General features: G+C 65.5%; 22 protein-coding genes. 6 read left to right on the top strand and 16 right to left on the bottom strand.

From position 1 onward, the window contains the following. Positions 1-97 precede the first annotated feature (97 nt). Entirely contained in the window at positions 98-2581 is a 2484-nt protein-coding gene (locus tag ACSQ3Q_RS08685; protein ID WP_436133996.1) for a Lon protease family protein, read from the top strand. Positions 2582-2861: 280 nt separating this feature from the next. On the opposite strand, the gene ACSQ3Q_RS08680 is transcribed toward ACSQ3Q_RS08685, so the two are convergent. Together ACSQ3Q_RS08680 and ACSQ3Q_RS08675 are read right to left on the bottom strand one after the other, a co-directional pair. Continuing rightward, positions 2862-4544, bottom strand: coding sequence for a hypothetical protein (locus tag ACSQ3Q_RS08680; RefSeq protein WP_436133995.1), 1683 nt, complete (start codon positions 4542-4544; stop codon positions 2862-2864). 78 nt (positions 4545-4622) lie between these two features. Further along, the gene (locus tag ACSQ3Q_RS08675; RefSeq protein WP_436133994.1) at positions 4623-5762 is read right to left on the bottom strand and encodes a dsDNA nuclease domain-containing protein; all 1140 of its coding nucleotides are present in this window, start codon (positions 5760-5762) and stop codon (positions 4623-4625) included. A 473-nt stretch (positions 5763-6235) separates the two neighbouring features. Between ACSQ3Q_RS08675 and ACSQ3Q_RS08670 the strand changes: the two genes are divergently transcribed. Next, on the top strand, positions 6236-7930 hold the full coding sequence (locus ACSQ3Q_RS08670; RefSeq protein ID WP_436133993.1) for a hypothetical protein: 1695 nt from the start codon (positions 6236-6238) through the stop codon (positions 7928-7930). Positions 7931-7977: 47 nt separating this feature from the next. On the opposite strand, the gene ACSQ3Q_RS08665 is transcribed toward ACSQ3Q_RS08670, so the two are convergent. Beyond that, positions 7978-8859 (bottom strand): lysophospholipase, encoded by an 882-nt coding sequence (locus tag ACSQ3Q_RS08665; RefSeq protein ID WP_436133992.1) that lies wholly within the window; start codon positions 8857-8859, stop codon positions 7978-7980. A gap of 140 nt (positions 8860-8999) precedes the next feature. On the opposite strand from ACSQ3Q_RS08665, the gene ACSQ3Q_RS08660 reads away from it, so the two are divergent. Next, the gene (locus ACSQ3Q_RS08660; RefSeq protein WP_436133991.1) at positions 9000-9431 is read left to right on the top strand and encodes a DUF1810 domain-containing protein; all 432 of its coding nucleotides are present in this window, start codon (positions 9000-9002) and stop codon (positions 9429-9431) included. Here the strand turns inward: ACSQ3Q_RS08660 and ACSQ3Q_RS08655 are convergent. Then, on the bottom strand, positions 9428-10348 hold the full coding sequence (locus ACSQ3Q_RS08655; protein WP_436133990.1) for a LysR family transcriptional regulator: 921 nt from the start codon (positions 10346-10348) through the stop codon (positions 9428-9430). The two genes, ACSQ3Q_RS08660 and ACSQ3Q_RS08655, sit on opposite strands and share 4 nt — an antisense overlap. A gap of 80 nt (positions 10349-10428) precedes the next feature. On the opposite strand from ACSQ3Q_RS08655, the gene ACSQ3Q_RS08650 reads away from it, so the two are divergent. Beyond that, the gene (locus ACSQ3Q_RS08650) at positions 10429-11331 is read left to right on the top strand and encodes an NmrA family NAD(P)-binding protein (RefSeq protein WP_436133989.1); all 903 of its coding nucleotides are present in this window, start codon (positions 10429-10431) and stop codon (positions 11329-11331) included. A gap of 165 nt (positions 11332-11496) precedes the next feature. Here the strand turns inward: ACSQ3Q_RS08650 and ACSQ3Q_RS08645 are convergent, their stop codons facing one another. Then, positions 11497-12468 (bottom strand): AraC family transcriptional regulator, encoded by a 972-nt coding sequence (locus ACSQ3Q_RS08645; protein WP_436133988.1) that lies wholly within the window; start codon positions 12466-12468, stop codon positions 11497-11499. A 163-nt stretch (positions 12469-12631) separates the two neighbouring features. On the opposite strand from ACSQ3Q_RS08645, the gene ACSQ3Q_RS08640 reads away from it, so the two are divergent. Beyond that, the gene (locus ACSQ3Q_RS08640) at positions 12632-13021 is read left to right on the top strand and encodes a nuclear transport factor 2 family protein (RefSeq protein ID WP_436133987.1); all 390 of its coding nucleotides are present in this window, start codon (positions 12632-12634) and stop codon (positions 13019-13021) included. Positions 13022-13382: 361 nt separating this feature from the next. On the opposite strand, the gene ACSQ3Q_RS08635 is transcribed toward ACSQ3Q_RS08640, so the two are convergent. Both ACSQ3Q_RS08635 and ACSQ3Q_RS08630 read right to left on the bottom strand, forming a co-directional pair. Continuing rightward, entirely contained in the window at positions 13383-13844 is a 462-nt protein-coding gene (locus tag ACSQ3Q_RS08635) for a hypothetical protein (protein WP_436133986.1), read from the bottom strand. 108 nt (positions 13845-13952) lie between these two features. Continuing rightward, positions 13953-14651, bottom strand: coding sequence for a class I SAM-dependent DNA methyltransferase (locus ACSQ3Q_RS08630; RefSeq protein ID WP_436133985.1), 699 nt, complete (start codon positions 14649-14651; stop codon positions 13953-13955). Positions 14652-14775: 124 nt separating this feature from the next. Between ACSQ3Q_RS08630 and ACSQ3Q_RS08625 the strand changes: the two genes are divergently transcribed. After that, positions 14776-15651: a LysR family transcriptional regulator gene (locus tag ACSQ3Q_RS08625; RefSeq protein ID WP_436133984.1), complete on the top strand. Its 876-nt coding sequence runs from the start codon at positions 14776-14778 to the stop codon at positions 15649-15651. 34 nt (positions 15652-15685) lie between these two features. Here ACSQ3Q_RS08625 and ACSQ3Q_RS08620 read toward each other — a convergent pair whose 3' ends face one another. From ACSQ3Q_RS08620 to ACSQ3Q_RS08580, 9 genes are all read right to left on the bottom strand, one after another. After that, the gene (locus tag ACSQ3Q_RS08620; protein WP_436133983.1) at positions 15686-16774 is read right to left on the bottom strand and encodes a branched-chain amino acid ABC transporter permease; all 1089 of its coding nucleotides are present in this window, start codon (positions 16772-16774) and stop codon (positions 15686-15688) included. After that, positions 16771-17670 (bottom strand): branched-chain amino acid ABC transporter permease, encoded by a 900-nt coding sequence (locus ACSQ3Q_RS08615; protein WP_436133982.1) that lies wholly within the window; start codon positions 17668-17670, stop codon positions 16771-16773. The genes ACSQ3Q_RS08620 and ACSQ3Q_RS08615 overlap by 4 nt, the downstream gene beginning before the upstream one ends. After that, a complete protein-coding gene (locus ACSQ3Q_RS08610; protein WP_436133981.1) occupies positions 17667-18470 on the bottom strand; it encodes an ABC transporter ATP-binding protein in 804 nt (267 codons plus the stop codon). The genes ACSQ3Q_RS08615 and ACSQ3Q_RS08610 overlap by 4 nt, the downstream gene beginning before the upstream one ends. Continuing rightward, positions 18467-19228, bottom strand: a complete 762-nt coding sequence (locus ACSQ3Q_RS08605) for an ABC transporter ATP-binding protein (RefSeq protein WP_436133980.1) — start codon at positions 19226-19228, stop codon at positions 18467-18469. The genes ACSQ3Q_RS08610 and ACSQ3Q_RS08605 overlap by 4 nt, the downstream gene beginning before the upstream one ends. Positions 19229-19234: 6 nt before the next feature. Beyond that, positions 19235-20590 (bottom strand): ABC transporter substrate-binding protein, encoded by a 1356-nt coding sequence (locus tag ACSQ3Q_RS08600; RefSeq protein ID WP_436133979.1) that lies wholly within the window; start codon positions 20588-20590, stop codon positions 19235-19237. Positions 20591-20628: 38 nt separating this feature from the next. Continuing rightward, on the bottom strand, positions 20629-21531 hold the full coding sequence (locus tag ACSQ3Q_RS08595; RefSeq protein ID WP_436133978.1) for a SphA family protein: 903 nt from the start codon (positions 21529-21531) through the stop codon (positions 20629-20631). A gap of 89 nt (positions 21532-21620) precedes the next feature. Next, positions 21621-22835 carry an ABC transporter substrate-binding protein gene (locus tag ACSQ3Q_RS08590; protein WP_436133977.1) on the bottom strand — a complete coding sequence of 405 codons (1215 nt, stop codon included), beginning with the start codon at positions 22833-22835 and terminating at the stop codon, positions 21621-21623. Positions 22836-22882: 47 nt separating this feature from the next. Next, the gene (locus ACSQ3Q_RS08585) at positions 22883-23809 is read right to left on the bottom strand and encodes an alpha/beta hydrolase (protein WP_436133976.1); all 927 of its coding nucleotides are present in this window, start codon (positions 23807-23809) and stop codon (positions 22883-22885) included. A gap of 15 nt (positions 23810-23824) precedes the next feature. Beyond that, a complete protein-coding gene (locus ACSQ3Q_RS08580) occupies positions 23825-24592 on the bottom strand; it encodes a coniferyl-alcohol dehydrogenase (RefSeq protein WP_436133975.1) in 768 nt (255 codons plus the stop codon). Positions 24593-24625: the final 33 nt, after the last annotated feature.

Below are 24625 nucleotides of genomic sequence, written 5' to 3'. Positions count from 1 at the left end.
CTACTAGCGCACTACCATCCAGCGCTAGAGCCATTTTTGACCTCAAAACCCATGCGGGCGCCGTGTTTTACACCCGCCTGCCGCCCCGCTTTTGCCCATGCCCGCTCAGTCCCTCGCCCCCCACCAGCTGCGGCTGACCATCGACCCCAGCGCGCTCGGCTTTGCCAGCACGGCCGAGCTCAAGGACTTGCCCCTGCCCTGGATCGGCCAAGAGCGCGCGCAGGCCGCCGCGCAGTTCGGCCTGAACATGCTGCAGCCCGACTATCACCTGTTTGTGCTGGGCGAAGTGGGCAGCGGCCGTGCATCGCTGATGCGCCAGGCCATGCAAACAGCAGCAGCCGCACGGCCCGTGCCGCCGGACCTGTGCTACCTGCACAACTTCGACCTGCCCGACCGGCCCCGCGCCCTGCGCCTGCCGCCCGGCCAGGGCCGCGTGCTGCGCCAGCGCATGGCCGACATGGGCAAAAACCTGCAGGTCGACATCCCGCGCCGGCTGGCCAGCCCCGACTTCAAGGCCGATGCCGATCGCATCGAGCAGGCCTGGCAGGAACAGGAGCGCAGTGCGTTTGCCACGCTGGACGCGTTTGCCGAAGCGCGCCACGTGCGGCTGTCGCGCGACAACGGGCAGATGGTGTTCACCCTGCTCGGCCCCGGCGGCCAGCCGCTGAGCGAAGCCGAGACCCACGCCCTGCCCCGCGAGCACCGTGCCGAGATCGACACGGCCGAACACGCGCTGCGCGCCGAGATCACCCGCTTCATCGAAACCACCCGGCCGCTGGAGCACGCGCGCGATGACGCGCTGGCCCAGCTGCGCCGGCTCACCGTGAAGCCACTGGTCGAACACGCGCTGCACGACATCCGCCAGGGCCTCACCCAACAGATCAAAGACGCCGCCAAGCTGGGCCAGTGGCTCGACCAGGTGGAGCACGCGGTGCTGCTGAACATCGATCTGTTCGAGGGCATCGACGACGAGCAAGACACCGACGCCGAAGACGACCGCAAGGACGCGCTCGACAGCCTGCTGGCCCGCTGCAGTGTGAACCTGGTGGTGGACCACCACGGCCACACCACCGCGCCCGTGCTGGTCGAGGACCACCCCACCCTGCGCACCCTGTTTGGCAGCATCGAGCACGGCACCGACAGCGACACCGTGCAGGCCGACCATGCCAGCATCCACGCGGGCAGCCTGCTCAAGGCGCACGGCGGCTTCATCCTTCTGCACCTGCACGACCTGGCGGCCGAAGAAGGTCTGTGGGCGCGGCTGCGGCGCTTTCTGCGCTGCGGCCGGCTGCAGATCGAGGAAGGCAGCCCAGCGCAACCCGGGGGCGGCGCCGGCGCTGCCGTGGCACTGCAGCCCGAGCCCGTAGAGGTTGACGTGAAGATCGTCCTCATTGGTTCGGTGGACGAGTACTACGCCATGCAAGAGGCCGACCCCGACGCGGCGCGGCGCTTTCGCGTCAAGGTGGATTTTTCAGACCAGTTTTCGGCCACCCCCGCCACGCACCACGCCACTGCCATCCTGGTGGCGCACTTCTGCAAACAGCGCGGCCTGCCCCACTTTGCGCCCGACGCCGTGGCCCTGCTGCTGGAGCAGACCCACCGCGAGGCCGACGACCAGCGCCGCCAGAGCGCCCGCTTTGCACACACCGAAGCGCTGGCCATTGAAAGCGCCGCGCTGTGCAAGGCGCGCGGCGGCACCCTGGTGCACGCGGCCGACGTGTTGGCCGCCCAGACCGCCCGCACCCTGCGCCACAACCAGCCCGAAGAAGAGCTGCACGAGTCCATCACCGAGGGCGAGCGCCTGATCACGCTGGCAGGCTCCATCACCGGCCAGATCAACGCCATGACGCAGATCGACCTGGGCGACTACCGCTTCGGCTTCCCCGTGCGCATCACGGCGCGCACCTTTGCCGGGCAAGAGGGCCTGCTCAACATCGAGCGCGAGGTCGATATGTCCGGCCCCATCCACGACAAGGGCGTGCTCATCCTGCACAGCTACCTCACCGCCCTGTTCAGCCACGTGGCGCCGCTTGCGCTCAACGCGTCCATCGTGTTCGAGCAGGAATACAGCGGCGTGGAAGGCGACTCGGCCTCGTGCGCCGAGCTGTATGCGCTGCTCTCCAGCCTGTCCGGCCTGCCGCTGCGCCAGGGCATTGCCGTGACGGGCGCGCTCAACCAACACGGCGAGGTGCTGCCGGTCGGCGGCATCAATGAAAAGATCGAAGGCTGGTTCCAGGCCTGCGTGGCGGCGGGGCTGGATGGCACGCACGGTGTGCTGATCCCCGCGCGCAACCAACGCCACCTGATGCTGGACCGCAGCGTGCTGGACGCGGTGGAGCGCGGGCTGTTCCATGTCTACACCATGGGGCACGTGAGCGAGGGGATTGCGCTGCTGACGGGCGAGGCTTCGGGGATGAGCCCGGCCGAACTGCTACAGGCCCAGGCCGACGAGCTGGCCAACCGTGCTGCTGCTGTGGAAGACACCGTGATGCAGCGGGCCGAGCTGACCTTGAGGGCGTACCGACGCGCTTGTCAGATCGCGGGGACTGCGCGGAGGGGGCGAGGGGTACGGGGGCGGTAGATGGGGCGGTGATCGAAGAGTTCGAGGCTCTGGGCTATGGCTGCGCTGCAGCGGGTGCTAACGCTAGGGACTAACCGCTCCGGTGACAGCGTTCGCAAACCGCGCCTCAACGCAAACGAAGCGGCAAAAATCGGGCGGCGATTGTGAGCCTAGCGCGGAGCGAACACCCCCAAGGCAAGTCTGCGATCAGTGGCAGAAGCTGGCCCCCGCCGGTCATGCAAGGATTGAGCTCGTCGGACTATGACTGGACTAACACGGATCCCATGCGTACGAAAACTGTTCAGCCTTCGTCGTCTGAAAAGTCCTCGTCCGCCTGGACGACCATCCCGGCAAGGGAAGACCTTGCACGTTGTACATAGCTAAACAACTCGGGATGCAGCTCGATGAATGCCTCCTCAGTGAGCACACGCTCCTTGGCGGTCAGGTGCACTACAAGGTCAGCGTCGAAGACGTCGGGCCGCTCCTCATGCGCCAGAATGACTTGAGCATTGCGAGGTGCCATAGCAGCAATATTGGCTAGCATTTGCTTGAGATGTGGCCGGTCCTGCGCACCCTGATTAGGTGAATCGATGACCACGGGTACCGGCAAATAGCCGTCTCGGGCGACGCTGCTCCACAGCGCCGAATAGTACGCAATGAGAGCGCGAGCATTGCGGCTGCCAGACTCGACCGGGCGCTTGGCAAGTCTCCAGGTATCGATGCCGTCTGGCGCTTTCACATCCAACTTCACGCATGCCTGCGTAAAGTGCTCACGGAAAGCCGCCACCGGCGCCTTTGGGTCATGCTCTGCCGCGAGAGCGGCCAAGTCCACCTTGATGGACAAAATGGTTCGAGCAATTGTCTCGATTTCCACTTCAACGACACGCTGCTCAGCCGCCAGTTGCGAGTCAGCCTCCGCAGCACTGTAGCTTTTGATGAAGTCGTCGAATGTGAAGCGCCCTCTCTTCACGGTCAGAACTTGTTCGACGTCGGCGTACTTCTGCTTCAGGTCTGTTGCTAGCCGGAGGTGCCGTGCCAAGCGCTCCTCCACCCCGTCTAGGTCATCTTCCAAAGTTGTTTTCAATGACAGAAGCTGTCGAGCATCTTCAGCAAGTCCTAGCAAAGTGTGGAACGAGGCGTCATGCTCTGCGTGGCAAGTCGGGCACACGAACGGCTTCTCCATCACCGCGGCCTCGCCCGCAAATTTGAAATCAGCAGAGTGCTCCTTCAGGGCCGCCGCCGAAAGCCGAATTTGTTCTTTAAGAGCGAATGCAAGTTCTTGCTCTTGGACAATGCTCTTGCGCAATGCATCCTGCTTCTTCACGAGGTCCACGGACAGGTCCGTCAACTGCTGAATCTCAAGCTGGAAGTACTTCGCATGCAGCTTCACGGGCGTTTTCCGCAAGTTTCGCCGCAAGCGCGCTCTGGTCCGCTCAAGTGTCGCCAACTCCACTTTCAGTTCCGCAGCCTTCACTTTCTCTAGTTGAGCCTTTGCCTTCAGCTCGAAGTAGTCGGTTGGATGTACTTGAACAAAGTAGTCCAAGGTGTAGTCCACCGATTTGTCAAACTGCTTGAGGCTCTTGAAAGTCTCCCATGCTCCACCAAAGGAGCCGTCCTGGTTGACGAAGAACGGAAGGAAATAGTTGCTTGGGGCGGCTGGCCTGAACGTACCCCCGCGGTCGAGCAGTTGCAGCTTGAACCCAACGGTCTGCGCGAAGATGCGGTTCCAATCCGCACTGCTTGCGGCAGCGCCAATCAGCTCCTGCCCCCGGTACATGGCGCGCAAATCACCTCGGCGCAATGCAGTGAAAGGTTGCCCATCGACTGTGAAATCGACCGCTACGATTGCTTCGTAGTCCCAGTCACGAAGCTCCCCTTGTGGTTCAGCGTCAAATGCCCGGTAGAGAGATTTGAGGATTGTCGATTTCCCCACTCCGTTCTCGCCCCACAACAACGTCCTTCTGGGGTGGAACGTCTGCGTCACGGCCTTCTGCTCGCTCTCGGAGCAAATTCTGATTCTGTTGAATTGCAAGCGCAACATTCTTCTTCTTTCGCAGTGCTCTCAGGATGAGGCGAGGGTTGGGACTGTTGGCATCCATGACTCAATCATCTCGTAAATAGCCAGCGCGCTTACATCCTCGGCGCTCAATGAAGGCAGCTGACTCTGCAGCTCGTTGACCACGACCGAGAAGCACGCAGCGTCGTCGTGCTCTTGATCCATCGCGGCAAGGCAGATCGCCTTGATCGGCGCGACGTCGATGTGCCAAGGGTTTCCGTCGCCAAGCAAAACTTTGTCGCGGTAGAGGTTTGCGAGCGCGATGCGGACCTTTATGGTCTTTGGTGTAGACCAGTCCTTCGCAAGCTTGTCCAGAAGGCGCAAGTGCTCTTGGTGCGCGTCGGGAATTGTCTTTAGGGCTTGCACTGCGCTCTTGAACGCCATCTTGCCGAACCCGCGCCGCTCCACAAGTTCAGCCCATGTCTTGCTTACGTTGGTTTTTCGCGCAGCACTTCGCAGCTTCAGGTAAATCGTGTCAACCAAAGCAGCCGCCTGATTTGCATGGTCGGCCGCCTTTTGCTGCAGGTACGAAAACATGATTCCCGTTGTGTGCCTGTGCAGGTCGTCGATGCTCAGCGAGACCGTCCGCATCTCAAGCAAATCGAGGTCAACCGCCTCTGGCGCAATGCCTGCTAAACCTCCTAGAGCGACTCGAAGAGCGTCGCAGTGAATGTCGTCAAGCTCCGCCAACGAAATCTGCTCTGCCTTGGTCGAGTGCTGCATCGTGCGAAGCGGAACGCTGTACTTTGCATTCGAGACGAATGCTCCACGGGCTTGGAGTTCCTTGAAAGCCTGGACGCTCTTGTAGAGCTTGATTAGTGGCTTCGTCGGCTTTGGCGCTTTACTCTTTTGCGTCTGCCCGGTAAGTTCGGCGGTGCCCCAGTAGCCTCCAGCCTTTTTCTTTAGCTGGTAGAGCACCACCGATGTGGGTGCATTGCTGGAATCGAACTCCGCGACGTCCTGAACGTATTCGCATACGAACATGTAGTCATGCGCTCCTGCGGTCTCAACGTCAAGCAGCCTAACAATCAGCCAAAAATGGGCGAAGTCCCCTCCTTGGTTGTTTTCAGGTCCGCCGAAATCATGGTGCGCATCGTCTACTTCGATGCTTTCGATTTCGGCGATTTCCTTTGGAATATCTTCCATATACCTCCGCTCTTCGTGCGCGTGACACGTTCATTTGCAGGATGCGCGAGCGCGCGCACGCTCGGCATTCCGACCAGATGTTACAAGTAGTTAGCCAATACAGGGATAGCGGACAGGGGGAAGTAACTACGAATCAGCCTAGCGCAGGCATCGGCCAGATCGCCACCCTGGCATCGGCCATCGACTACGCCACCTCCACACGCCCCCGCAGCCACGCCACGATATCCCCCGTCACCTCATCCCGATTCGTCTCATTCAAGATTTCATACTGCGCCGCCGGCTACAGCTTGTGGATGCTTGGTCCAGAATCGCCGCCTGCGCTGGGCAGGAGCCCATGGAGTGCCCGAACAGGAAGGGCGGGAGGCCGGCATGCTGCTACGCGACGCGAGCGTGAAGTCCCTCTCGTGCGGCGAAGCTGCCCGGCCCTGATCGCGGCTAAGCTGCGAGAGCCAACCCTTTGCATTCGCTCAGCCATGCCCTCTAGCCTTCACCTCTTCGACCCCGATCGCCATGCCCTGCCGCTGCCTGAGAGCTTTGCGGCGCTGGAGGCCATGCGCGAGTTACTGCACGCACGCGCAGACGGCAAGAACCTGCGCTTCGTCGAGTTCGCGCTGCGGTGCGAGGATCGCTTCAAGGACACGGGCCGCACCACGCCTTTGCAGCAGGCCAACGCCTGCCGTCGCGCGGCATGGCAGTTTGACCTCCCGAACGTGGACGAGATGACCGCATATCGGGCGGCTGTGGATATTGCCGGTGCGCTGGGATTGGTGGCTTATGACGCGACGCTGGGCGTGGGTTTTCTGCCCGACGGCCGGGTAGTGCCGACCGAGTTCGCGCAAGCCGCCACGCCTGTGGCGCCCGCCGAAAAGCTGCCCTGGGGGGCTCGCCCGCCAGATGCGCTGCGCGGCGAGAGCGAGGTGCGAGAAGTTTTGGCCCCTGCCCTGGCGCGCGCTATGGCTGGCAGCGGTTTTGAACTGGAAGCTGCACCACCCGACGAGCCCGGCGCGCCCATCGTCATCGCCCGACGGCTCGGTGCAGTGCGCCAGGTGCTGACCGTCAATCTGATGCGCTATGAAGTGCTGAACCTGACCCTTCGTGTGTGGCATGACGCTTGTACCGCTGTGCTGGCACAAGCCCTGGGCCCCGAGCCTCACCAGGACACCGCCTTCGAGTTGGGCATGGCGTTTTTCGAGCCCGGACCGGGATCCCTGCACCGCTGGACACTCGAACGTCTGTCGCAGTTGCCTGCGGTCCTCGCGCTGGTATGTGGTCGGGTGCTGCCCCTGGCCGGCCTGTGCACTGACCTGCATGGGCTGGACCAACTGCTCAACGATGCCAGCGCCGACACCGTGCGTACCCCCTACCGCAACGCCTACACCTGGTCGGGCCGCCCGGACTGCTCCGACGGCTCGCGGAGCCTGCGTGAAGAAGTCTTCCCGCATGCGCAGCGCCTCGTCATCGCCCACCTCAATGGCAACCCACTTACAACCAACATCGCCCACGAGCTGGAGGACCACTGGCAGCACAGCAGCCACTGGCGCGCGCCTCAGGAACGCGAGGCCCTGGCGGCGGTGCGCGCCACGCTAGCCCACACGCCGCCACTGGCCCACTGGAACGACATAGCTGCCTGGCGGGCCGCACTGCGCCCTATTCCTGCATCGCTGCAGTCCCACACCCCCGACCCGCGCGGGCGGCGCTGTCACCACTATGAAGTGACCGAAGCCTTGCACCAGGGCCTGAGCAAAGACCCAGGTGGCTTTTGGGCTAGGTTCACAGGTCCGAATGGTGCATCCGAGCTCACGCGCGCATGGCAAGACAAGGCCTCCACCTTGCCTGGCTCCGCACGCATCCCCCCGGACGGCCTCGGATGCCATGTGGCCACCCTGCCCGGCAGGGCTGGTGAGGGCGCGATCAAAGTGGTGTGCCTTTGCTTTCCACCCATCACTGGCCTCGACGAGCATCGATTCTTGGCACTGGCTCACCGCGGCGACATCTGGCGCATGTACCGCATGGGCTACGACAACGCTCTGGACGACGACGGCCAAATGCAGCTGCGCATCGAGTACGGGGCGCGCCACGGAAACGCCGACGTTATCACCCGCGAAACACTGGATGCCGAGCTGAACATGCAGGAATTCCTGGAGAGGGTGGCAGAGCTGTTCGCATGAACTGGAGTGGGAGCCGCTTCAGCAGACTGCTGTTACGTGAGCCGTGACTACGCAATGCGGGAACGCGCCCGCAGCCACGCCACCACATCCCCCGTCACCTCATCCCGATTCGTCTCATTCAAGATCTCATGCCGCGCCGCCGGGTACAGCTCGACCGTCACATCGGCCACTCCTGCATCCCGATACCGCTGCCCCAGTTGCTTCAATAAGACCCCGCCCGCAGCCAGCGGGTCCGCGTCGCCTGACGCGATGAGGATGGGTAAGTCGCTGCGGATGCCCGCGAGCAGCGCGGGATCGGCTAGCCGGGGCGCAGGCGCGAAGAGTGAAGGGATCACGTCGTCCGGCATGTCCCAACCGCACCAGGGGTCGGCCACATAGGCATCTACCTCCGCAGGGTCGCGCGACAGCCATTCGTAGCCGGTGCGGTGCTCGAACCCGGCGTTGAATGCCGCGAGCCCGGCAGGCGCATCGGCGGGGGCGTTGGCCATGCCGGCGGCCAATAGGTCGAGGGCAGTGGAGCCCGACAGGATCACACCGGACCAGGTGGAGGAGTGGTCCAGGATGGCCGCCTGCGCTGCGAATGAGCCCATGGAGTGCGCGAACAGGAAGAGCGGCAGGCCAGCATGCTGCGCACGCAGCAACGCGCCGAACTGGGCCACGTCGGCAATGAGGCCGCTGAAACCAGCGCTGCCGAAGTCCCCGAGCCGACCACCAGCGGTGCGCCCGTGTCCGCGATGGTCCACGGCGTGGACGATGAAGCCTGCAGCATTCAGGGCCTTGGCAAACCGGTCGTAGCGCTCGCCATGCTCGGCAAGGCCATGAGAGATTTGCACGACGCCCACCGGTTTGCCGGAGGTCTCGGCCCAGGTGTAGGTGGTGACCTGGGTGCCGTCTGCGTTGGACTGGAAGGAGGAGATGGAAGTGCTCATCGTTTTATTCTGCACGGGGTCTGGCGGCGTGTCACGAGCACATCACCCTCTGTTCTTCCCCTGCCATCACCGTTCAAATCTTGCCCTGTGCAGGGTTCACAGTCACCATCCACTTCAACCAGCCCACCACCTAATCCAGCATGCCGCTCCCCCCAGTTCTCGACCGGTTTCTACAAGCCCAGGAGCCCGTCTGGCCCCGCGTGATCGCCGAGCTGCGGGCGGGCCAGAAGCGCACGCACTGGATGTGGTTTGTGTTCCCGCAAATCAAGGGGCTGGGGCACAGCGACATGGCCCAGCGCTATGCCATTGAGTCGCTGGCCGAGGCACAGGCGTATCTGGCGCACCCGGTGCTCGGTGGCCGCTTGCGTGAGTGCGGTCAGATCCTGATGGAGTTGGAGACGTCTTCTGCGCTGGATGTGTTGGGCACGCCAGACGACCTCAAGCTGCGCTCCAGCATGACACTGTTTGGCGGAGCCTCTGCTGCGCCGGGCAGTGTGTTCGACGCGGTGCTGCAAAAGTACTTTGACGGGCAGAAAGACCCGCGCACGGTCCAACGACTGCATGGCGCCTAAGCCTCCCCATCCAACGACACAGCGATATCCACAAGCTGCTGCCTCACCCAGGCATGCGCTGGGTCCCCGTGAAAGCGCTCGTGCCAGATCATGGCCGGTGACAACGGTGCCACTGGCAGCGGCAGGTCCAGCAGCGCGAGAGAAAGCCTCTTTGCCATCAAACGCGCGAACCGACTGGGCAAGGTCAGGACCATTTCGCTGTCTGCAACCAGCATGGCAGCCGCCAGAAAGTGCGGCACCCGCAGTGCGACGTGGCGGGTAAGACCCTGGGCCGATAGAGCAACATCCACAGGGCTCTCCCCCACGCCAGAAATCGTCACCGCAACGTGGCGCAAGGCCACATAGCGGTCCAGCCCGAAGGCACCCTGGGCCGCAGGGTGACCGGCCCGCACCACGCACACCAAGCTGTCGGTGTAGAGCCCCCGCCGATGCAGGCTGCCGGGCAACGCATCAAAAATGCCCAGCGCCAGGTCTGCGGCGCCTTGTTCGATCAGCCGCACGTTGTCGCCGGCCGGCTGCGCGATGTGCAGGCTCAACGCGGGCGCTTGTCGCTCGAGGCGCGACACCAGGCCAGCCAGCACCACGACGCTCAGGTGGTCGTGCGCGGCTATGGTGATGCGGCCTGTGGCCGCGGCGGGGTCGAAAACTGCGGGGGACACGATGCCGCGTGCATCGTCCAGCAGCTTGCTCACCGGGCCTGCCAGGGCTTCGCCGCGCGGCGTCAGGTCCAAACCGAGCTTGCCGCGCACCACCAGCTGGTCGTTCAGCATGCGGCGCAGGCGCCCCAGTGCCCGGCTGGCCGCCGGTTGGCTCAAGCCTAGGCGCAGGCCCGCCAGGGTCACGCTTCGGTCCCGCACAAGTGCTTCAAAAAGCTTGAGCAGGTTGAGGTCGACCATCGACAAATCCACTTGGTGCATTCTCGGTATTCCCTCCATGTCATTGATGCATTGCGGACCATCATCCACCATTCCTGTCCATCTTGAATAGGAGTTTTTGTATGACTGTTTCCTCACTGCCTTACGCCGTGTTTGGCGTGACAGGCCGCACCGGCGCAGCCGCCGCCGACGCGCTGTTGCAGGCCGGCCAACGGGTGCGCGTGGTGGTGCGCAACCCGGCCCAAAGCCAACCGTGGGCCGACCGCGGCGCAGAGGTGGCCGTGGCCGACCTGACCGATGTGGCATCCATGACGCGCGCACTTCGCAACGTGCGGGGCGCCTACGTCGTCTGCCCCCAGCAATATGGCCGCGAAGATTTGTTCGAGCAGGCTGCTTGGATGGCCGACGCGGTAGCCAAAGCGGCCGTCGCAGCGGGCGTGCCCAGGCTGGTGGCCCTGTCCTCGGTGGGCGCAGACCGTGACTGCAAGATCGGGTGGATCGGGATGAACCGCGTGTTCGAGCAGCGGGTGGGCGACGCGGGCGTGCCCACCATCTTTCTGCGTGCGGCCTACTTCATGGAGAACTGGACGCCGTTCGTTCACCAAGCGGTGCGCAGCGGCACTTTGCCCACGTTTTTGGCACCACCGCAACGGCGAATTCCGATGGTGGCCACGCTGGATGTCGGCAGGGCTGCCGCTGCCTTGCTGCAGGAAGAATGGACGCAGACCCGCGCGGTGACGCTGACCGGGCCCCAAGACTACAGCCCGCACGATGTAGCCGCCGTGGTGTCGGCCACGATCCACAAGCCTGTGGACGTGGCGGTGCTGCCCCCAGCGGATTGGCCGCTGGCGCTGGCGGGCGCTCATTTCTCAAAGGCTGCGCTGGCGGGCTTCACGGAAATGACGGTGGGCCTCAATAGCTCGCACATCGATATCAAGAGCGATGCCAGCGCTGCGCAGCGGGCAGGTACGACTGCGCTGGAGCAGGTCATCGCCGCCATCGCACGGTCGCAACAACCTGGGTAGGCGGCCAGGCCCTGCCAGGCCGCCTTCTGCGGTGCGGCATGACAGGTGTTGGCGCAGCACAAGGCACATCGGCCGTGGCGGCGCGATGTGCGGGACCGCAACCTGCCCGAAGCCGCGAACCGCGGCCTACAACGCGCGGCGGTCAATGCGCCGCGGCTGCGCCGATCAGGCTGCGCGTGCCGGGGCGGGGGCCGGACGCTCGGCCTCCCCTGCTTTGTGGGTGTGGTGGGCCGTCTGCCTGCTGCGAAATTCGGTTGGGGTGCACCCGGCCTCCCGCTTGAAAAACTTGGCGAAGTTCGCCAGGTCGCTGTAGCCCAGGCCCTCGGCAATGCGCGCCACCGGCCAGGTGGTGTGGGCCAGGAGGCGTTTGGCCTCCAGCACGACGCGGGCGGAAATGAAGGCCTTGGGCGTGACGCCCGCCGCTTCCAGCGACGCGCGCACCAGGCTTTTCTCGGAGCAGCCCAGCTGCTGTGCGTAACGGGGCAGCTGGTGCCAGGTGGCAAAGTGCCTCTCCACCAACAACTCAAACGCCTTGAACCTCTGCAGCGCGCGCCCCGGTGGAGCGCGCTGCGCGGATTGCTGCTCGTGCGCCATGCGCAGCCGCGTCAGCAACGCATAGAGCTGGTAGCGCAACAAGGCGTTGGCATGCAGCGACGCGGCGTGGGTCTGCGTGTCCTGGTGCATCTGCGCAATGGCGTGGGCGATCACCGGTGCACTGTCGCTGCCCAGCTCCCACGCGGTGGGCAGCCCGTCCAGCCCGTCGGTCAGGGACTGGTCCTGCGCGGCAGGGGCCGCTGCCCACAGAAACTCCGGGCGGAACAGCACCATCCAACCATCCCAATCCTGGGCGTCTCCAAAGCTGTGGGTCTTGCCGGGCCGCAGGACCAGCACCGATCCCGGGCCGCAGCGCACGTACTCGAAGTCCACCAGGTGGATGCAGGTTCCCTGCGTCACAAAGATCAGGGTCGGAAAGGCGTAGCGGTACGTCGATCCCAGGGCCTCGCCGCCCACCCTTTGCCGCAAGTCGGATACCCGGAATATCTCCAGGTCGAGCGGGTACAGCCCCTCGGGCTGGTAGCTCAGGTGCTGGATGTCGGGGTGGCGCACTGCGGCGGGTTTGTGGTGGCGAGAGGTCATGGTGGTCTGCTGTACGGGGTCGCAGTTTGTCCTGAAATGACAGCGATAAGCCCCGTTTTTACCCGTCTTTTGGGGTGTTGATTGTCCAACAATCACCTCGCAGCACAGCAAGCCGGGGCGTTGGCCGCAACCACCCCCCTCCACACTCACCGAAGGAAAACACATGCACTCCATTGAAATCGCCAAGACCTACATCCAGGCCGCACAAACCGGCGACCAAGCCACCCTCGGCCGCGTCATCTCGCCCGACGTGGTGTGGCACCAGCCGGGCAACAACCAGTTCTCGGCCATACACCGCGGCATGGCGGCCGTGGGCCAATTGCTGGGGCAGATGATGGCGGTGTCAAAAGGGACGTTTGCCATCACCCGGGCTGACCACTACATGGCCAACGGAGACTGGGTGGCTGTGAGCATCGAGTTTGCGGGCGAGCGCGACGGCCTCGTGCTCCGGCAGCCGGGGGTTGACCTCGTCCGCATCGCAGACGGAAAGATCATTGAAGTCCGTTTGTTCTCGAGCGACCCGGCGCAGGAAGACGCGTTCTGGGGGCAGTGACCTCACCGTGCGTGCCCCTCATAGCCCGCGCACGCCGCTCCCCGACAGGTCAGGCGTCGGGCGTGTGCATTTTTTTAAGCCAAGTTGTGCCTAGCGCTTATTCCATAAGCGTTTTATGCTATGTAATTTATAGCAATTGGGCTTTTCCCGTTGCGGCGCGTGGCGCGGGTCCACGCACGCGGTAGCTGGCAGACCGCAGGTGCCCATCCCAGCGCTGCTGCACCGCGCCCCAGATGGCCTTGGGCAAAAGCAGCGCCCGCAGCATGCCGGACCAGCGCCGTCTTTTCATCGTGTTTGGCTTGCTGGGTTGTTGATGAATGCGGGAGGGACTGAACGGCCGCCCGACAACATTCAGCAGCCTTCAGCAGCGCCCAGCCGTTCGCAGCAGCGCATTGCACTCCTTGCCCGCGCTGCGGCCCCGCGGCTCTGCAGCAGCCGCTGGCGCCGGGTTGCTGCTGTTGCCCGGGCTCGCCACCATGGCCGTGCACATGGCGTCGGAGTGCGGCGTTTGCCCAAAGCTCATGGCCTTTTGAAAGCCTGTGGCGCCGTACACGTAGCACCGGTAGGTGGTGCCGTCGCGGGTGTTGACGGTGTAGTTGACGCGGCCACCGGTTTCCTCCTGGCGGTCGGTGATGGTGAACTGGCCCGCAGGCCGCCCTATCGACTGTGCTGTGCGCTGTTCCAGGCCCGACTGGTCGAGGGTCGAAGCGCAACCGGTGAGCAGCGACAGGGTTGCGATGGCGCAAGCCACGGGGGAGATGGACAGCAGGTGTTTACGGGGTTTCATGGAGGTGATGGACGCGATGGATGTCATGGATGTCATGGTGTGGATAGAGGGATAAACAAACGACTCGACGGAAACCAACAGGCAAAACAACTCCCTGCGGCCCCCAAAAGGGCCACACACGTCAGGGTGAAAAAGGGGAAAAAATCAGCCCGGTTTGCGGGCCACCACAAAGGCGCGGATGTCCTTGCCCCGCGTGCCGTGGCGCTCGGCGCAGACGATCTGCAGGCCCTGCGCCACCATGGCTGATTGCAGCCGTGGTGCGTCAAAGCACAGCACCGGCGGGGCCTTGCCAATGGCGCGCATCAGCGGCACGGCCAGGTAAGGAATCAGCGGATTCATCTCGGCGATGCAGGCCGTCTTGGAGATCAGCAACCCGCCCGGTCGCAGGGCCTGCACCGCCTGCTTGAGCGCACCGTCCAGGTCGGTCGTCAGGTGCAGCACATTGAAGGCCAGCACGGCGTCGTACGCCCCTGGCACGAAGGCCGCGGCCTCGGCGTCGGCCACGGCAAAACGCAGCTGTGGCGCGGGCTGTGCGGCCAGCCGCTGGTGGGCGATGGCAATCATTTCAGGCGACACGTCGGTGGCCAGCAAACTCCGGGTGAAAGGCGCCAGGCGCAGCGCCGTGCTGCCCGTGCCGCAGCCGATCTCCAGCACGTCATGCTGGGTGGACAGCAGGCCCTGCACACGCAGCAAGGTGGCCTCGTACCCCGCCAGGTCGGCAATGGGGTCGGCGGCGTACTTGGGCGCGATGCGGTCCCAGAACCGCGCTTTGGACGCCGCGGCCAAACGGGCCGCAGCAGAGGGCGAAGCGTTGGAGACCGGAACAATGGCGGGAGAAGACATGGGGTACGGACGGTGAAGTGCTGGGGCGGCGAAATGCAGAGCGCAATGGGCAACACCCGGATGCTATCCATGCATTGATGCCCAGGAAACTGCGGTAAATTGCAGCGAACATATACGTTTACGCATGGATAACCTCGACTGGAATCAGCTAAAAGCCTTTCTGCAAACGGCCCAGACCGGCTCGCTGTCTGCCGCCGCCCGCAAGCTGGGCCTGACCCAGCCCACCCTGAGCCGGCAAGTGGCCGCCATTGAGCAGCAGATGGGGGTGACCTTGTTCGAGCGCGTGGGCAAGGCCATGGTGCTGACGCCGACCGGGCTGGACTTGCTGGAACACGCGCGTGCCATGGGCGCTGCCGCCGAGGCCCTGGGCCTGGCTGCCAGCGGGCGGTCGCAGGCCGTGGGGGGCGTGGTGTCCGTGTCGGCCACCGATGCCGTGGCCACCTACCTGCTTCCACCCATCGTGCAGCGCCTGCGGGCGCAGGAGCCGGGCATTGCGGTCGAGGTGATCGCGTCCGACGCACTGAGCGACCTGCTGCGCCGCGAGGCCGACATTGCCATCCGCCACGTCAAGCCCGAACAGCCCGACCTGATCGCCCGCCTGGTGCGCGAGGCCCAGGCCTTCTTTTATGCGTCTGAAGCCTGGGTCCAGACCCACGGCCATCCCCGCACTGCAAAGGACGCAGCCCACCTGCCGTTTGTTGGCACAGACCGCAGCGGCCACTACCTTGCCTACTTGCGCCAGCACGGCCTGATCGTGAGCGAGGACAACTTCAGCTGCTACTCCGACCACACCGTCGCCCACTGGGCACTGGTGCGCCAGGGCATAGGCATCGGCGCCATGATGGACGAGATCGCCCGCGAAATCCCCGGCATGGTCCGCGTACTGGACGATGTGGAGCCAATTCGCTTTCCCTTCTGGCTGGTATCCCACCGCGAACTGCGCACCTCGCGGCGGATTCGGGTGGTGTTCGAGGCGCTGGCCGAGGGGTTGGCGGGCTAGGCGCCTGCACAGTAGAGGCCGGCGAAGCACGGTCTCATCGGTTCGCACTGCCCCCCGCGCTGGGTGGTGCCTGACCTCCCTCCACCGTGTGCGACGCCCGTACATGCACCCGGTACCCCGCCGACAGCAGGTGCACGTCCCAGCGCTGCTGCACCGCCCCCCAGATGCCCTTGGGCAGAAACAGCGCGAACAGCATGGCAATGGCGCCCAGGCCAATGAGATACAGCACCCCCTGCCCGCCCCACAGGGTCTCTACCGCAAAAAAAAGCAGCGCGCCGAGGATGGGGCCTTCCATGGTGCCTATCCCCCCCACCAACACCATGAAGATCATGTACGCCGTCCACTGCACGCTGAAATAGGTCTTGGGCTGAAAGCTGATGGACGTGGCCAGCCACAGCCCGCCGGCCAGTGCGCAGCCAAACGCCGACAGCACAAACACCAGCCGCTTGATGGCCACCACGCGCACGCCGAGGGAAATGGCGGCCGTCTCGTTGTCGCGAATCGCCTGTGCGGCCGTGCCCACCTTGCTGCGCAACAGCAGGAAGACCACCCAGCACAGCCCGGCCATGGCGGCCAGCGCGGCCCAGTAGGTATATGCCCGCCGGTCGTCGGCTGCGTACTGCTGCAGCGCAATCATTGAGGTGCCCGTCTCGCCCTGCACCAGACTGTCCAGGTTCACACAAAGGTGCGCCAGCGCTGCCACCACCCACATGCCGATGGCAAATTCGCCGCCCTGCAGGCGCAGCATGAAAGCCGCCAGCGGCACCGCCACTAAGGCCACCAGCACAGCGCCCACCAGCAGTGCGGGGTACGGGCCCAGGCCCGCATCGGCAAGCCGCACCATGGCATAGGCCCCGAGGCCGAGGAACGCCTGGTGGCCAATCGACACCAGCCCGGCGTAGCCCGCCAGGGCGTTCCACATCACCGCCAGGATCACGTAGATGAACAGCGTGGTGAGCCGGTCCACCGTGCCCGCCTGCAGCCACAGCGGCCCCAGGCAAAGCACGGCCAGCAGCAGCACGGTGGCGCTGGCGAAGGCGATGGACGCGCGCGTCCAGCGCTCGATGACCCATGGGGAGGGGCCCGTGATTGCGGAGGGAACAGAGGTCGTTGGAACAGTCATGGCACAGCCCTGCGGCGGGAGGAGAAGAACCTGCGCAGCGCGCCGCTCGCGTAAAGCCGGGCCAGCAGGATGACAAGAAAGGTGGCGTGCCCGGCGATCAAGAAGCCCTGGGGATGCACCTGCGCCCCCAGGTTCTGCGCCACGCCCAGCACCACGCCGCCCAGCAAGGTGCCCCACAGCGATCCCGCGCCGCCGATGATCACGGCCTCGAACGCAAAGATCAGCTGCTGCGGGCCCGAGAACGGATCGAACGTGGCACGCAGCGCCAGCGATGCCCCGGCCAGCGTGACGGTGACCATGGTGATGGCCGAGGCCGCGGCAAACACCGTGCCAGTGCGCACGCCCACCAGGCGCGCGGTGTCGGCGTCTTCCGACGCCGCGCGGATCTGCCGCCCCAGCGCGGTGTGCGCCAGCATGGCGTGCAGACCGCCCAGCAGCAGCACCGCCAGCACCAGCACCAGAGTGGGCAGCTGCCCCACATACAGGCCGCCGGGCAGCTCCCAGCTGTCGTAGGCCAGCGTGCCGATGGAAGTAGCCAGCGACCGCGTGTCGGCACCGAAGTGCTGGAACAACACGTTGTCGATCACGCTGGCCAGGCCAAATGTGGCCAGCAGCGGCACCAGGGCGCCCAGGCGCGCGCTGCGCTCCAGCACCAGCTTGTGCAGCAGCCAGCCCAGCAGCGCCATGGCGGGCACCACCGCCAGCAGGGCCAGCAGCGGGTGCCAGCCCATCGGCTCGGCCAGCACCCACAGCAGGTAGGCGGCTACCACGGTCAGGCTGCCATGGGCCAGGTTGATGATGCGCATCACCCCGAACATGAACGACAGCCCGCAGGCCAGCAACGCGTAGTAGCCGCCCAGCAAGAGGCCCTGGAGGATCTGGTTGAGAAGGTTCATGCGGCCTCCTTGTGGCCAGAGTGGGTGTGGCTTGCGTGGTTGGCAGCTTCGCCGTCGGCACTGCCCGCGGTGTGGCTACCGGGCGCACCTTCGGGCCGCTGCGCGCCAAAATAAAACGCAGTGATCTGCGCGCGGGTGAGCTGGTCGGCAGGCGCGTCAGCCACCACGCTGCCTTCGAGCATGCAGACAATGCGGCTGGCTACGGCCTGTACGCGCTGCAGGTCCTGCTCTACCAATACCAGCGTGGTGCCCTGCCCCATCACGCCCTGCAGCGCTTCATACACGCCCTGCACGGCCAGGGGCGACAGGCCCAGCGAGACTTCGTCAAGCAGCAGCACGCGCGGGTTGGACATGAGCGCGCGGCCAATGGCCACCGCCTGCTGCTGCCCGCCCGAAAGCTCGCCCGCACGGGCGTTCAGCTTCGGCGCAAGCTGCGGAAAAGCGTCCAGCACGGCGTCCAAACTCCACTGCCCGCGCCGCCCCGCTGCGCGCGCCACCAGCAGGTTCTCGCGCACCGTCATGCCGGCAAACAGGCGCCGCCCCTCGGGCACCAGGGCCAGGCCTTCGGCCACACGCTCGTTGGCGGGCATGCGGGTGATGTCCACGCCATCCCACCGCACCGCGCCACTGCTGGCGCGGTGTGCGCCGGCCAGCGTGCGCAGCAGCGTGGTCTTGCCCGCGCCGTTGGCCCCTACCAGGGCCAGGATGTCGCCCTGGCGCACCTGCAGCGATACGTTGCGCACGGCAGGCAGTTGGCCGTGGTGGGCGTTCAGCGCCTCAATAGTGAGCAACACACTCATGCTGCCACCCCGCCCAGATAGGCCTCGACCACTGTGGCGTCATTGAGCACGGCCTGCGGGTCGCCACTGGCAATGATCCGCCCGCCGTCCATGCACACCAGGCGCGTTGCCACCTGCAGCAGCACATGCACCATGTGTTCGATCCAGACGATGGCGATGCGGCGGCTGCGGATGGTGCGCACCAGGTCCACCAGTTCGCTCGCCTCCGCATCGGTCAGGCCGCCGCCGATCTCGTCGAGCAGCAGCACGCTGGGCTGCGTGGCCAGCGCGCGCACCAGCTCCAGCCGCTTGCGGCCAAGCAGGCCCAGTGTCTCTGCGCGGCGGTTGGCCAGTGCCTGCATGCCACACAGGCGCAGGCACTCCATGGCCTGGTCGCCGGCGTCGCGTGCGTGCAGGCCGGCGCCGTGGGTGGCAGCGGTCAGCACGTTTTCAAACACCGTCATGCCCAAAAACGGCCGGGGCACCTGGTGGGTGCGCCCGATCCCGGCACGGCAGCGGTCGGCCGCGTCGCGCGCGCTTACATCCACCCCCTGGAACCAGACGGTGCCCTGGCTGGGCGCGAACGCCCCGGCCAGCACGTTCAACAGCGTGGTTTTGCCCGCGCCGTTGGGGCCGACGATGCCCACGGCCTCTCCGGTGCCTACCGAAAAATCGAGCTGGTCCAGCACCTTCAAGGCGCCAAAGCGCATCTCGATGCCCTGGGCCTGCAACAGCAGGGGGCCGCCCCCCGGCGGGCGCGATGGTTGTGGATGTGCCATGGCCGATCAGCTGTAGGACTTGAGTGCCGCCGCCACAGGGATGTTGCGGTCCGTGGCGTTCTCGGTGACCACAATGTCGAGCTTGAACTTGCTGCCCGCTGCAGGCTTGACCCACTGGGCGCCCACCACGGGTGTCACCGACACGTTGGGCACCGGGCCCTTCGCAAAGTCCACCGGGCCTTGCATGGTGGTGGCCTTGAGCGTGCTGATGGCCTTGACCAGCGCCGCCTTGTCGCGCGGGTTGGTGCTGGCTTTCAGCGCCTCGGTGCCCGCGTCAAACAGCGACATGGTGGAGCCCAGCATCTGCGTCCACTGCTTGCCGGTGCTGGCCTCATACGCATCGGCCAGCTGCACGCCGCTGAGGCCCGTGAGCGGCGACGCGTACGGGAAGGTCTTGTGCCAGAAGCACCCCGCGCCCAGGTTCAGCGCCAGCGGGCCTAGCGCCTCGACCTGCGAGGGCACCAGGCCGGTCTTGGCGATCTGCGCGATCTTCACCATGCGCGTGTAGCCCTGTTGGGCCGCCTGCCGCCAGAAGGTGGCGAAGTCTGGCGGGATGGGGAAGGTGTTGAAGATCTCGCAGCGCTCGGCCTTGAACTTGGCGATCTGCGCGGAGTAATCAGTAGTGCCGTTCTCGTACGGGCCGGCATCCACGATGGTGAAGCCGGCCTTAGCGAGCTCGGGCGCCAGCGTGCCGCGAATGGCGTTGCCGTCGGCATCGTTGGGGTACAGCACACCAATCTTCTTGTTGGTGGGCAGCGCCGCAAACTGCGACGTGTACGACGTGGTGAAGCTGCCGCCGCCAAACGAGAAGTGGTAGGTCCACTTGAAGGGCGACGGCGCACCGGGCTTGGCGCCGCGGCCAAAGTACCAGGCCTCCCACGGCATCACGGTGGACAGGCAGGGCACACCCGCCGCCTCGCACGCATCCGACACCGGGTTCACCGTTTCGGGCGTCGTGGTGGTCAGCATGAGGTCGATCTTGTCGCTGTTGATCAGCGCCTTGGCCAGCTGGCTGGCGCGGGCCGGGTCGGACTGGGTGTCGCGGTCCAGGATCTCCACCGCGTACTTCACGCCGCCAATGGTCAGGCCTGCCGCCAGCGTCTTGCGCACCTGGGCCAGGATGAAGGTGTCGGTCTCACCCAAGGCGCCCAGCGGGCCGGTGCGCGGGCTGATGAAGCCGACCTTGAGCACGGGCGCGGCACCGGCTGCCTGCGCCCATAGCGGGCCGGCGCTGAGCGCGAGGCCGCCGGCGCCCGCGGCCGTGATCAACCCACGGCGCGAGATGGTGCGGGAGGTGGCGGCTTGGTGGGTCTGCTCATCTTCTGCGGCGCGCACGGTGAATTCGGGGGTGTTGGTTGTCATGGGAATGTCTCCAGGGATCGGTTCGGTTGCAGGTTTTTTTAGAAAGGAATGGTGGTCTTGAGCCAGAACTGCGAGCCCTGCGCGCGGTTGCGCACGCCGAACTCTTTTTCAACCTTGGCGGTGATGAGCCAGCCCTTGCCATTGGCGTAGCGCACAGACGGGCCAATGGACTGGCTGCGGCCACGCGAGCCCGGCAGCGCCACGCCGCCTGCTTTGTCGTCGCTGAACTGCCGGTACACATAGCCGCCCACACCCACCACCCAGCCATTGCCCAGGCCCCAGCCCGCGGCGTAGTCCACGATGAATTCGCGGCCTGAGCGATAGTTGGTGTCGCTGTTGGTGCGGTTGAAATTCAGCGTGGCCTTCACGTCGCCGTTGAAGCCACTCGGGTCCATCCAGGTCAGCACGCCCAGGGGCTGCAGCGACAGATAGTTGCGGCCAATGTTGGCTTGGCGCGTGCGGTCATATCCGCCGGTGGGCAGCACGGCATCAAGTCCGACCACGCTGTGCAGCTGCGGCGAGTGGTGCCACGCCACCGATCCCCCGATCGTCACATCGCCCAGTCCGGTGCGCGAATCGTTTGCACCACCGGCACGCACCGACAGGTCCACCACAGGCAGGATGGCGTGCGCGACCAGATGGCCGCCGAGTGCCTCCTGTGGCGTGATCCAGATCAGGCGTGTGGCAGCGGCGGCGGCACGCACCTTGAAACCGGGGATGGGCACGGCGTTGCCCTGGCCATCGTTCACGCGGCTGGTGGTGTAGTAGTTGAGGTACTCCAGCACATACAGGCCGGGCGGCGGCGCGGCGCCGGCCATGAAGTTCTCGGTGCCCAGCGGATAGGTGGAACCTCCGCCCTCGGTGGCGAAGGCGGCTGTGCACAGCGTGCCGGCCAGGGCCAGCACTGCCAGGTGGGAAGATTTTTTGTAGTGCGTTGTCATGTTGTCTCCTCGTTCAGGTTGGTTTTTTGAAATGCACGCTTCCGGTCTCAGGGGAAATCGATCCGTTCACAAAACGGGGCCGCACGGCTTCAGGGCGCCAGCAACTCGGGCACCTCGATCCAGGCAGGGGTCGCGATGTACCAGTTCCCTTGCTGCAGCTTGAGCGGCAGGGCCGCACGGTTGGGGTTGTGGGCGCGGCGGTGGCCGATCTCAAACGGCATCCCCAGCAGGGGATGGCTGGAGGGCGGCATTTGCTGCAAGGCGCGGGTCACGGTCTCGCGGGTGATGGGGCCCTCAACCTGGCGCAGGGCGCGCACCAGCATCTGGGCCGCGACGTAGCCGCCTTGGGACAACGAGCTCAATGGCAGCCGGGCCTCCTGCATCAGGCGCCGCCAGTCCTGCGAGGGCAGCGACCGGCTCTTCCACGGTTCGAACTCGGCCATCACGTACACGGCACCGTCGTGCGTGGCCAGCGCGCGGGCCACGCGGTCGGTGTAGGCCGGGGTCAGATAGATGGAGGTCATGCCGCGCGTTCCTAGCGCCTGTGCAACCTCGCTCCAGCGCAGCACGGCCGCCTCATGCCCGGTGAAGATCACGGTGTCGCACGCCTGGACCTTCATTGCGCGCAGAAGCTCTGTCGGGTCCTGCTCGGGCGCAAGGACCTGCAGCTGTGGCACCTCGATCGCCTTCACCTTGGCGAGTTGTCCGAGGGCCCTGCGGAAGCCGTCCACCATGCCCGGAAGATCCATCACCGCAGCACACAGGCGGCCACTGCGCAGCGTCTGGCGGGCAAACAGCACGGCACTGGCGAGCCCGATGTAGGGCCCGTTGTTGAGCGGCACCACGTGCGATGCGGTAAAGCAAACCGGCGAGACCGAGGCGCCCTGCAGCGACATCAGCCCGCCTGCCGCATACCGGTCGGCGTTGACCGCGCAGTCAAGCAAACCGGAGCTGCCTGCCAACGCCACCACCTCGGGGTCGTTGACAAGCCGGCTTGCAGCGGCGGCGGCCGTGGCGGGCGAGGTGCCTTCGTCCAGCGAGATGAACTCGATGCGGCGTCCGCGAATACCGCCAGTGGCATTCACAGCGTCCAGATACGCCTTGGCGGCCTGCGAGGACTCAGGAAAGGCGTGGGGCCCACTCAGGGCGCTGACGGCGCCCAGCTTGATGGGCCGCTGGGCTTCTGGGGCAGCAGCAGCGGGCGGCAGCATGGCGCCGCACAGCCACAGTGCAGCCGTGGCAAGGGCCATGGCCCTTGCGCCGCGCAGGCTCGCGCCCCGGCCTGGGCCGGTAGATGGGTTCATCATGGTGGGTCTTTGAGGTGGGCTGGATGCCTGCCTGGTCTGGCCGCTCAGGCCACGCGGGCCAGCGGCACGGCGCTCAGCTGGGTGGCGATGAACTTGCCGGCCTGCTCCAGCGACGCCGTCGCTTCATCGAGCGCCGGTGCGAACAGTTGCCAGCAGTGCACCATGCCTTCCCACACCGTGCATTCCGCCTGCACACCTTCAGCCTTCAGGCGAGTGGCCGTGGTCACGGCGTCGTCGCGCAGGCGCTCCCAGCCGCCCACTTGCAGTTGCACAGGCGGCAGTCCTTGCAGGTCGGCGCCGTAGAACGGCGTAATGGCGGGCGAGCGCAGGTCGCCATCAGGCACATACATGGCGTTGAAAAATCCCATCAGCTCGCGCGTGATGAACGGGTCGTCCACTGTGTGGTGGGATTCGCCTTCAGCGGCGAGGTCGAGCGCCGGCGAAAGGGCCACGATAGCGGCCGGTAGGACGAGGCCCTGGTTGCGCGCGCGCACTGCCGTGGACAAGGCCAGGTTGCCGCCGGCCGAATCCCCTGCCAGCGCGATGGCTGACGCGGCATAGCCGTTGTCCAGCGCCCATTGGTAGGCCGCGAAGGCATCGTCGTGCGCAGCAGGCGCAGGGTGTTCGGGGGCCAGCCGGTAGCCCACGTTGAGCACCTGCGCGCCGCTGAACTGCGAGAGGTAAGAGCACAGCGTGCGGTGCGAATCCAGCGAGCCGAAGACAAAACCGCCCGCGTGGTAGTAGATGATGAGCTTGGCCGGGTCGGCGCCCGGCGTGCTCAGCAGCTCTGCTGCCATGGTGCCACCCGCACCGTTGCTGATCTGCAAGGACGTCACCGTGAGCCCGGCGGCCGGCGGCATGTGGCTGTTGTTGGCATCGAACCAGGCGCGCAACTGGGCGGGGCCGCCCTGCGCGGGCGGAGGGTTCTGTGCGGCCATCTGCAGAATGGCCTGAAGTTGCTGTGCGGACATGTGGAGCTCCTTGGATCAGATGTAGGTGGAAGCCAGCCCGCCATCCACGGGCAGGTTGATGCCGCTCACCCAGCGTGCGGCGTCGCTGCACAGGAACGCAATCACGGGCGCCACTTCATCGCTGAAGGCCGGGCGCTTCATGCGGTGGGCGTCTTTCTCCACCCGCTCCTGCCCCAGCATCTGCACAAAGTCGCCCAGGATGGGCGTGAACACGGGGCCCGGGGCCACACAGTTCATGCGCACACCGCGCTCCATGAAGATCTTTTGCGACTGGGTGTAGGTCCACACGATCAGCGCTTCTTTGAAATACTGGTAGCAGGTTTCTTGCTCCACGGGGTGGGCGGCCAGCCACCGTGCACCTTCTTCAAAGCTGGTGGTCGCCCCCAGTGCGCGGTGTGGCTCCAGGCGCTGCGGCCACTCGGCCCCCAGGATGGAAGAGATATTGACGATGCAGCCGCCCTCGCCCATGCGTTCCAGCACACGCTGCGTGAAGTGGCGCAGGCCCAGGTAGTTGACGCGGCCCACCAGCTCGGCGGGCGAAGTGCCCGGCACGCCGGCAATGTTGGCCAGTGCATCGATCCTGGCGGGCAGTTGCGCCACGGCGGCGTCAATGGCGGCCGGGTCGCCCAGGTCCACCTGCACGAAGCCGTCGAGCGTGAGTGTGGGCGCATTGCGGTCTACGCCAATCACGCGGGCGCCCTGCTGGCGCGCCAGCTTGGCAAAGTCTGCGCCGATGCCGGAGCAGCAGCCGGTGACGACGATGGTTTTGTTGTGAAGGGTCATGAAAGTGGTCTCCTGATTTTTGTGATTGGTGGC

It is taken from the genome of Acidovorax sp. LjRoot129, assembly GCF_964253765.1.
Classification (GTDB): Bacteria; Pseudomonadota; Gammaproteobacteria; order Burkholderiales; family Burkholderiaceae_C; genus Acidovorax.
This window is presented reverse-complemented; position numbering and strand designations above follow the sequence as displayed.

Bases quoted from the DNA above. Each gene is read 5' to 3' on its own strand.
- ACSQ3Q_RS08685 (WP_436133996.1), top strand. From the start codon at position 98: ATGCCCGCTCAGTCCCTCGCCCCCCACCAGCTGCGGCTGACCATCGAC.
- ACSQ3Q_RS08675 (WP_436133994.1), bottom strand. From the start codon at position 5,762: ATGGAAGATATTCCAAAGGAAATCGCCGAAATCGAAAGCATCGAAGTA.
- ACSQ3Q_RS08670 (WP_436133993.1), top strand. From the start codon at position 6,236: ATGCCCTCTAGCCTTCACCTCTTCGACCCCGATCGCCATGCCCTGCCG.
- ACSQ3Q_RS08665 (WP_436133992.1), bottom strand. From the start codon at position 8,859: ATGAGCACTTCCATCTCCTCCTTCCAGTCCAACGCAGACGGCACCCAG.
- ACSQ3Q_RS08660 (WP_436133991.1), top strand. From the start codon at position 9,000: ATGCCGCTCCCCCCAGTTCTCGACCGGTTTCTACAAGCCCAGGAGCCC.
- ACSQ3Q_RS08655 (WP_436133990.1), bottom strand. From the start codon at position 10,348: ATGCACCAAGTGGATTTGTCGATGGTCGACCTCAACCTGCTCAAGCTT.
- ACSQ3Q_RS08650 (WP_436133989.1), top strand. From the start codon at position 10,429: ATGACTGTTTCCTCACTGCCTTACGCCGTGTTTGGCGTGACAGGCCGC.
- ACSQ3Q_RS08645 (WP_436133988.1), bottom strand. From the start codon at position 12,468: ATGACCTCTCGCCACCACAAACCCGCCGCAGTGCGCCACCCCGACATC.
- ACSQ3Q_RS08640 (WP_436133987.1), top strand. From the start codon at position 12,632: ATGCACTCCATTGAAATCGCCAAGACCTACATCCAGGCCGCACAAACC.
- ACSQ3Q_RS08635 (WP_436133986.1), bottom strand. From the start codon at position 13,844: ATGACATCCATGACATCCATCGCGTCCATCACCTCCATGAAACCCCGT.
- ACSQ3Q_RS08630 (WP_436133985.1), bottom strand. From the start codon at position 14,651: ATGTCTTCTCCCGCCATTGTTCCGGTCTCCAACGCTTCGCCCTCTGCT.
- ACSQ3Q_RS08625 (WP_436133984.1), top strand. From the start codon at position 14,776: ATGGATAACCTCGACTGGAATCAGCTAAAAGCCTTTCTGCAAACGGCC.
- ACSQ3Q_RS08620 (WP_436133983.1), bottom strand. From the start codon at position 16,774: ATGACTGTTCCAACGACCTCTGTTCCCTCCGCAATCACGGGCCCCTCC.
- ACSQ3Q_RS08615 (WP_436133982.1), bottom strand. From the start codon at position 17,670: ATGAACCTTCTCAACCAGATCCTCCAGGGCCTCTTGCTGGGCGGCTAC.
- ACSQ3Q_RS08610 (WP_436133981.1), bottom strand. From the start codon at position 18,470: ATGAGTGTGTTGCTCACTATTGAGGCGCTGAACGCCCACCACGGCCAA.
- ACSQ3Q_RS08605 (WP_436133980.1), bottom strand. From the start codon at position 19,228: ATGGCACATCCACAACCATCGCGCCCGCCGGGGGGCGGCCCCCTGCTG.
- ACSQ3Q_RS08600 (WP_436133979.1), bottom strand. From the start codon at position 20,590: ATGACAACCAACACCCCCGAATTCACCGTGCGCGCCGCAGAAGATGAG.
- ACSQ3Q_RS08595 (WP_436133978.1), bottom strand. From the start codon at position 21,531: ATGACAACGCACTACAAAAAATCTTCCCACCTGGCAGTGCTGGCCCTG.
- ACSQ3Q_RS08590 (WP_436133977.1), bottom strand. From the start codon at position 22,835: ATGAACCCATCTACCGGCCCAGGCCGGGGCGCGAGCCTGCGCGGCGCA.
- ACSQ3Q_RS08585 (WP_436133976.1), bottom strand. From the start codon at position 23,809: ATGTCCGCACAGCAACTTCAGGCCATTCTGCAGATGGCCGCACAGAAC.
- ACSQ3Q_RS08580 (WP_436133975.1), bottom strand. From the start codon at position 24,592: ATGACCCTTCACAACAAAACCATCGTCGTCACCGGCTGCTGCTCCGGC.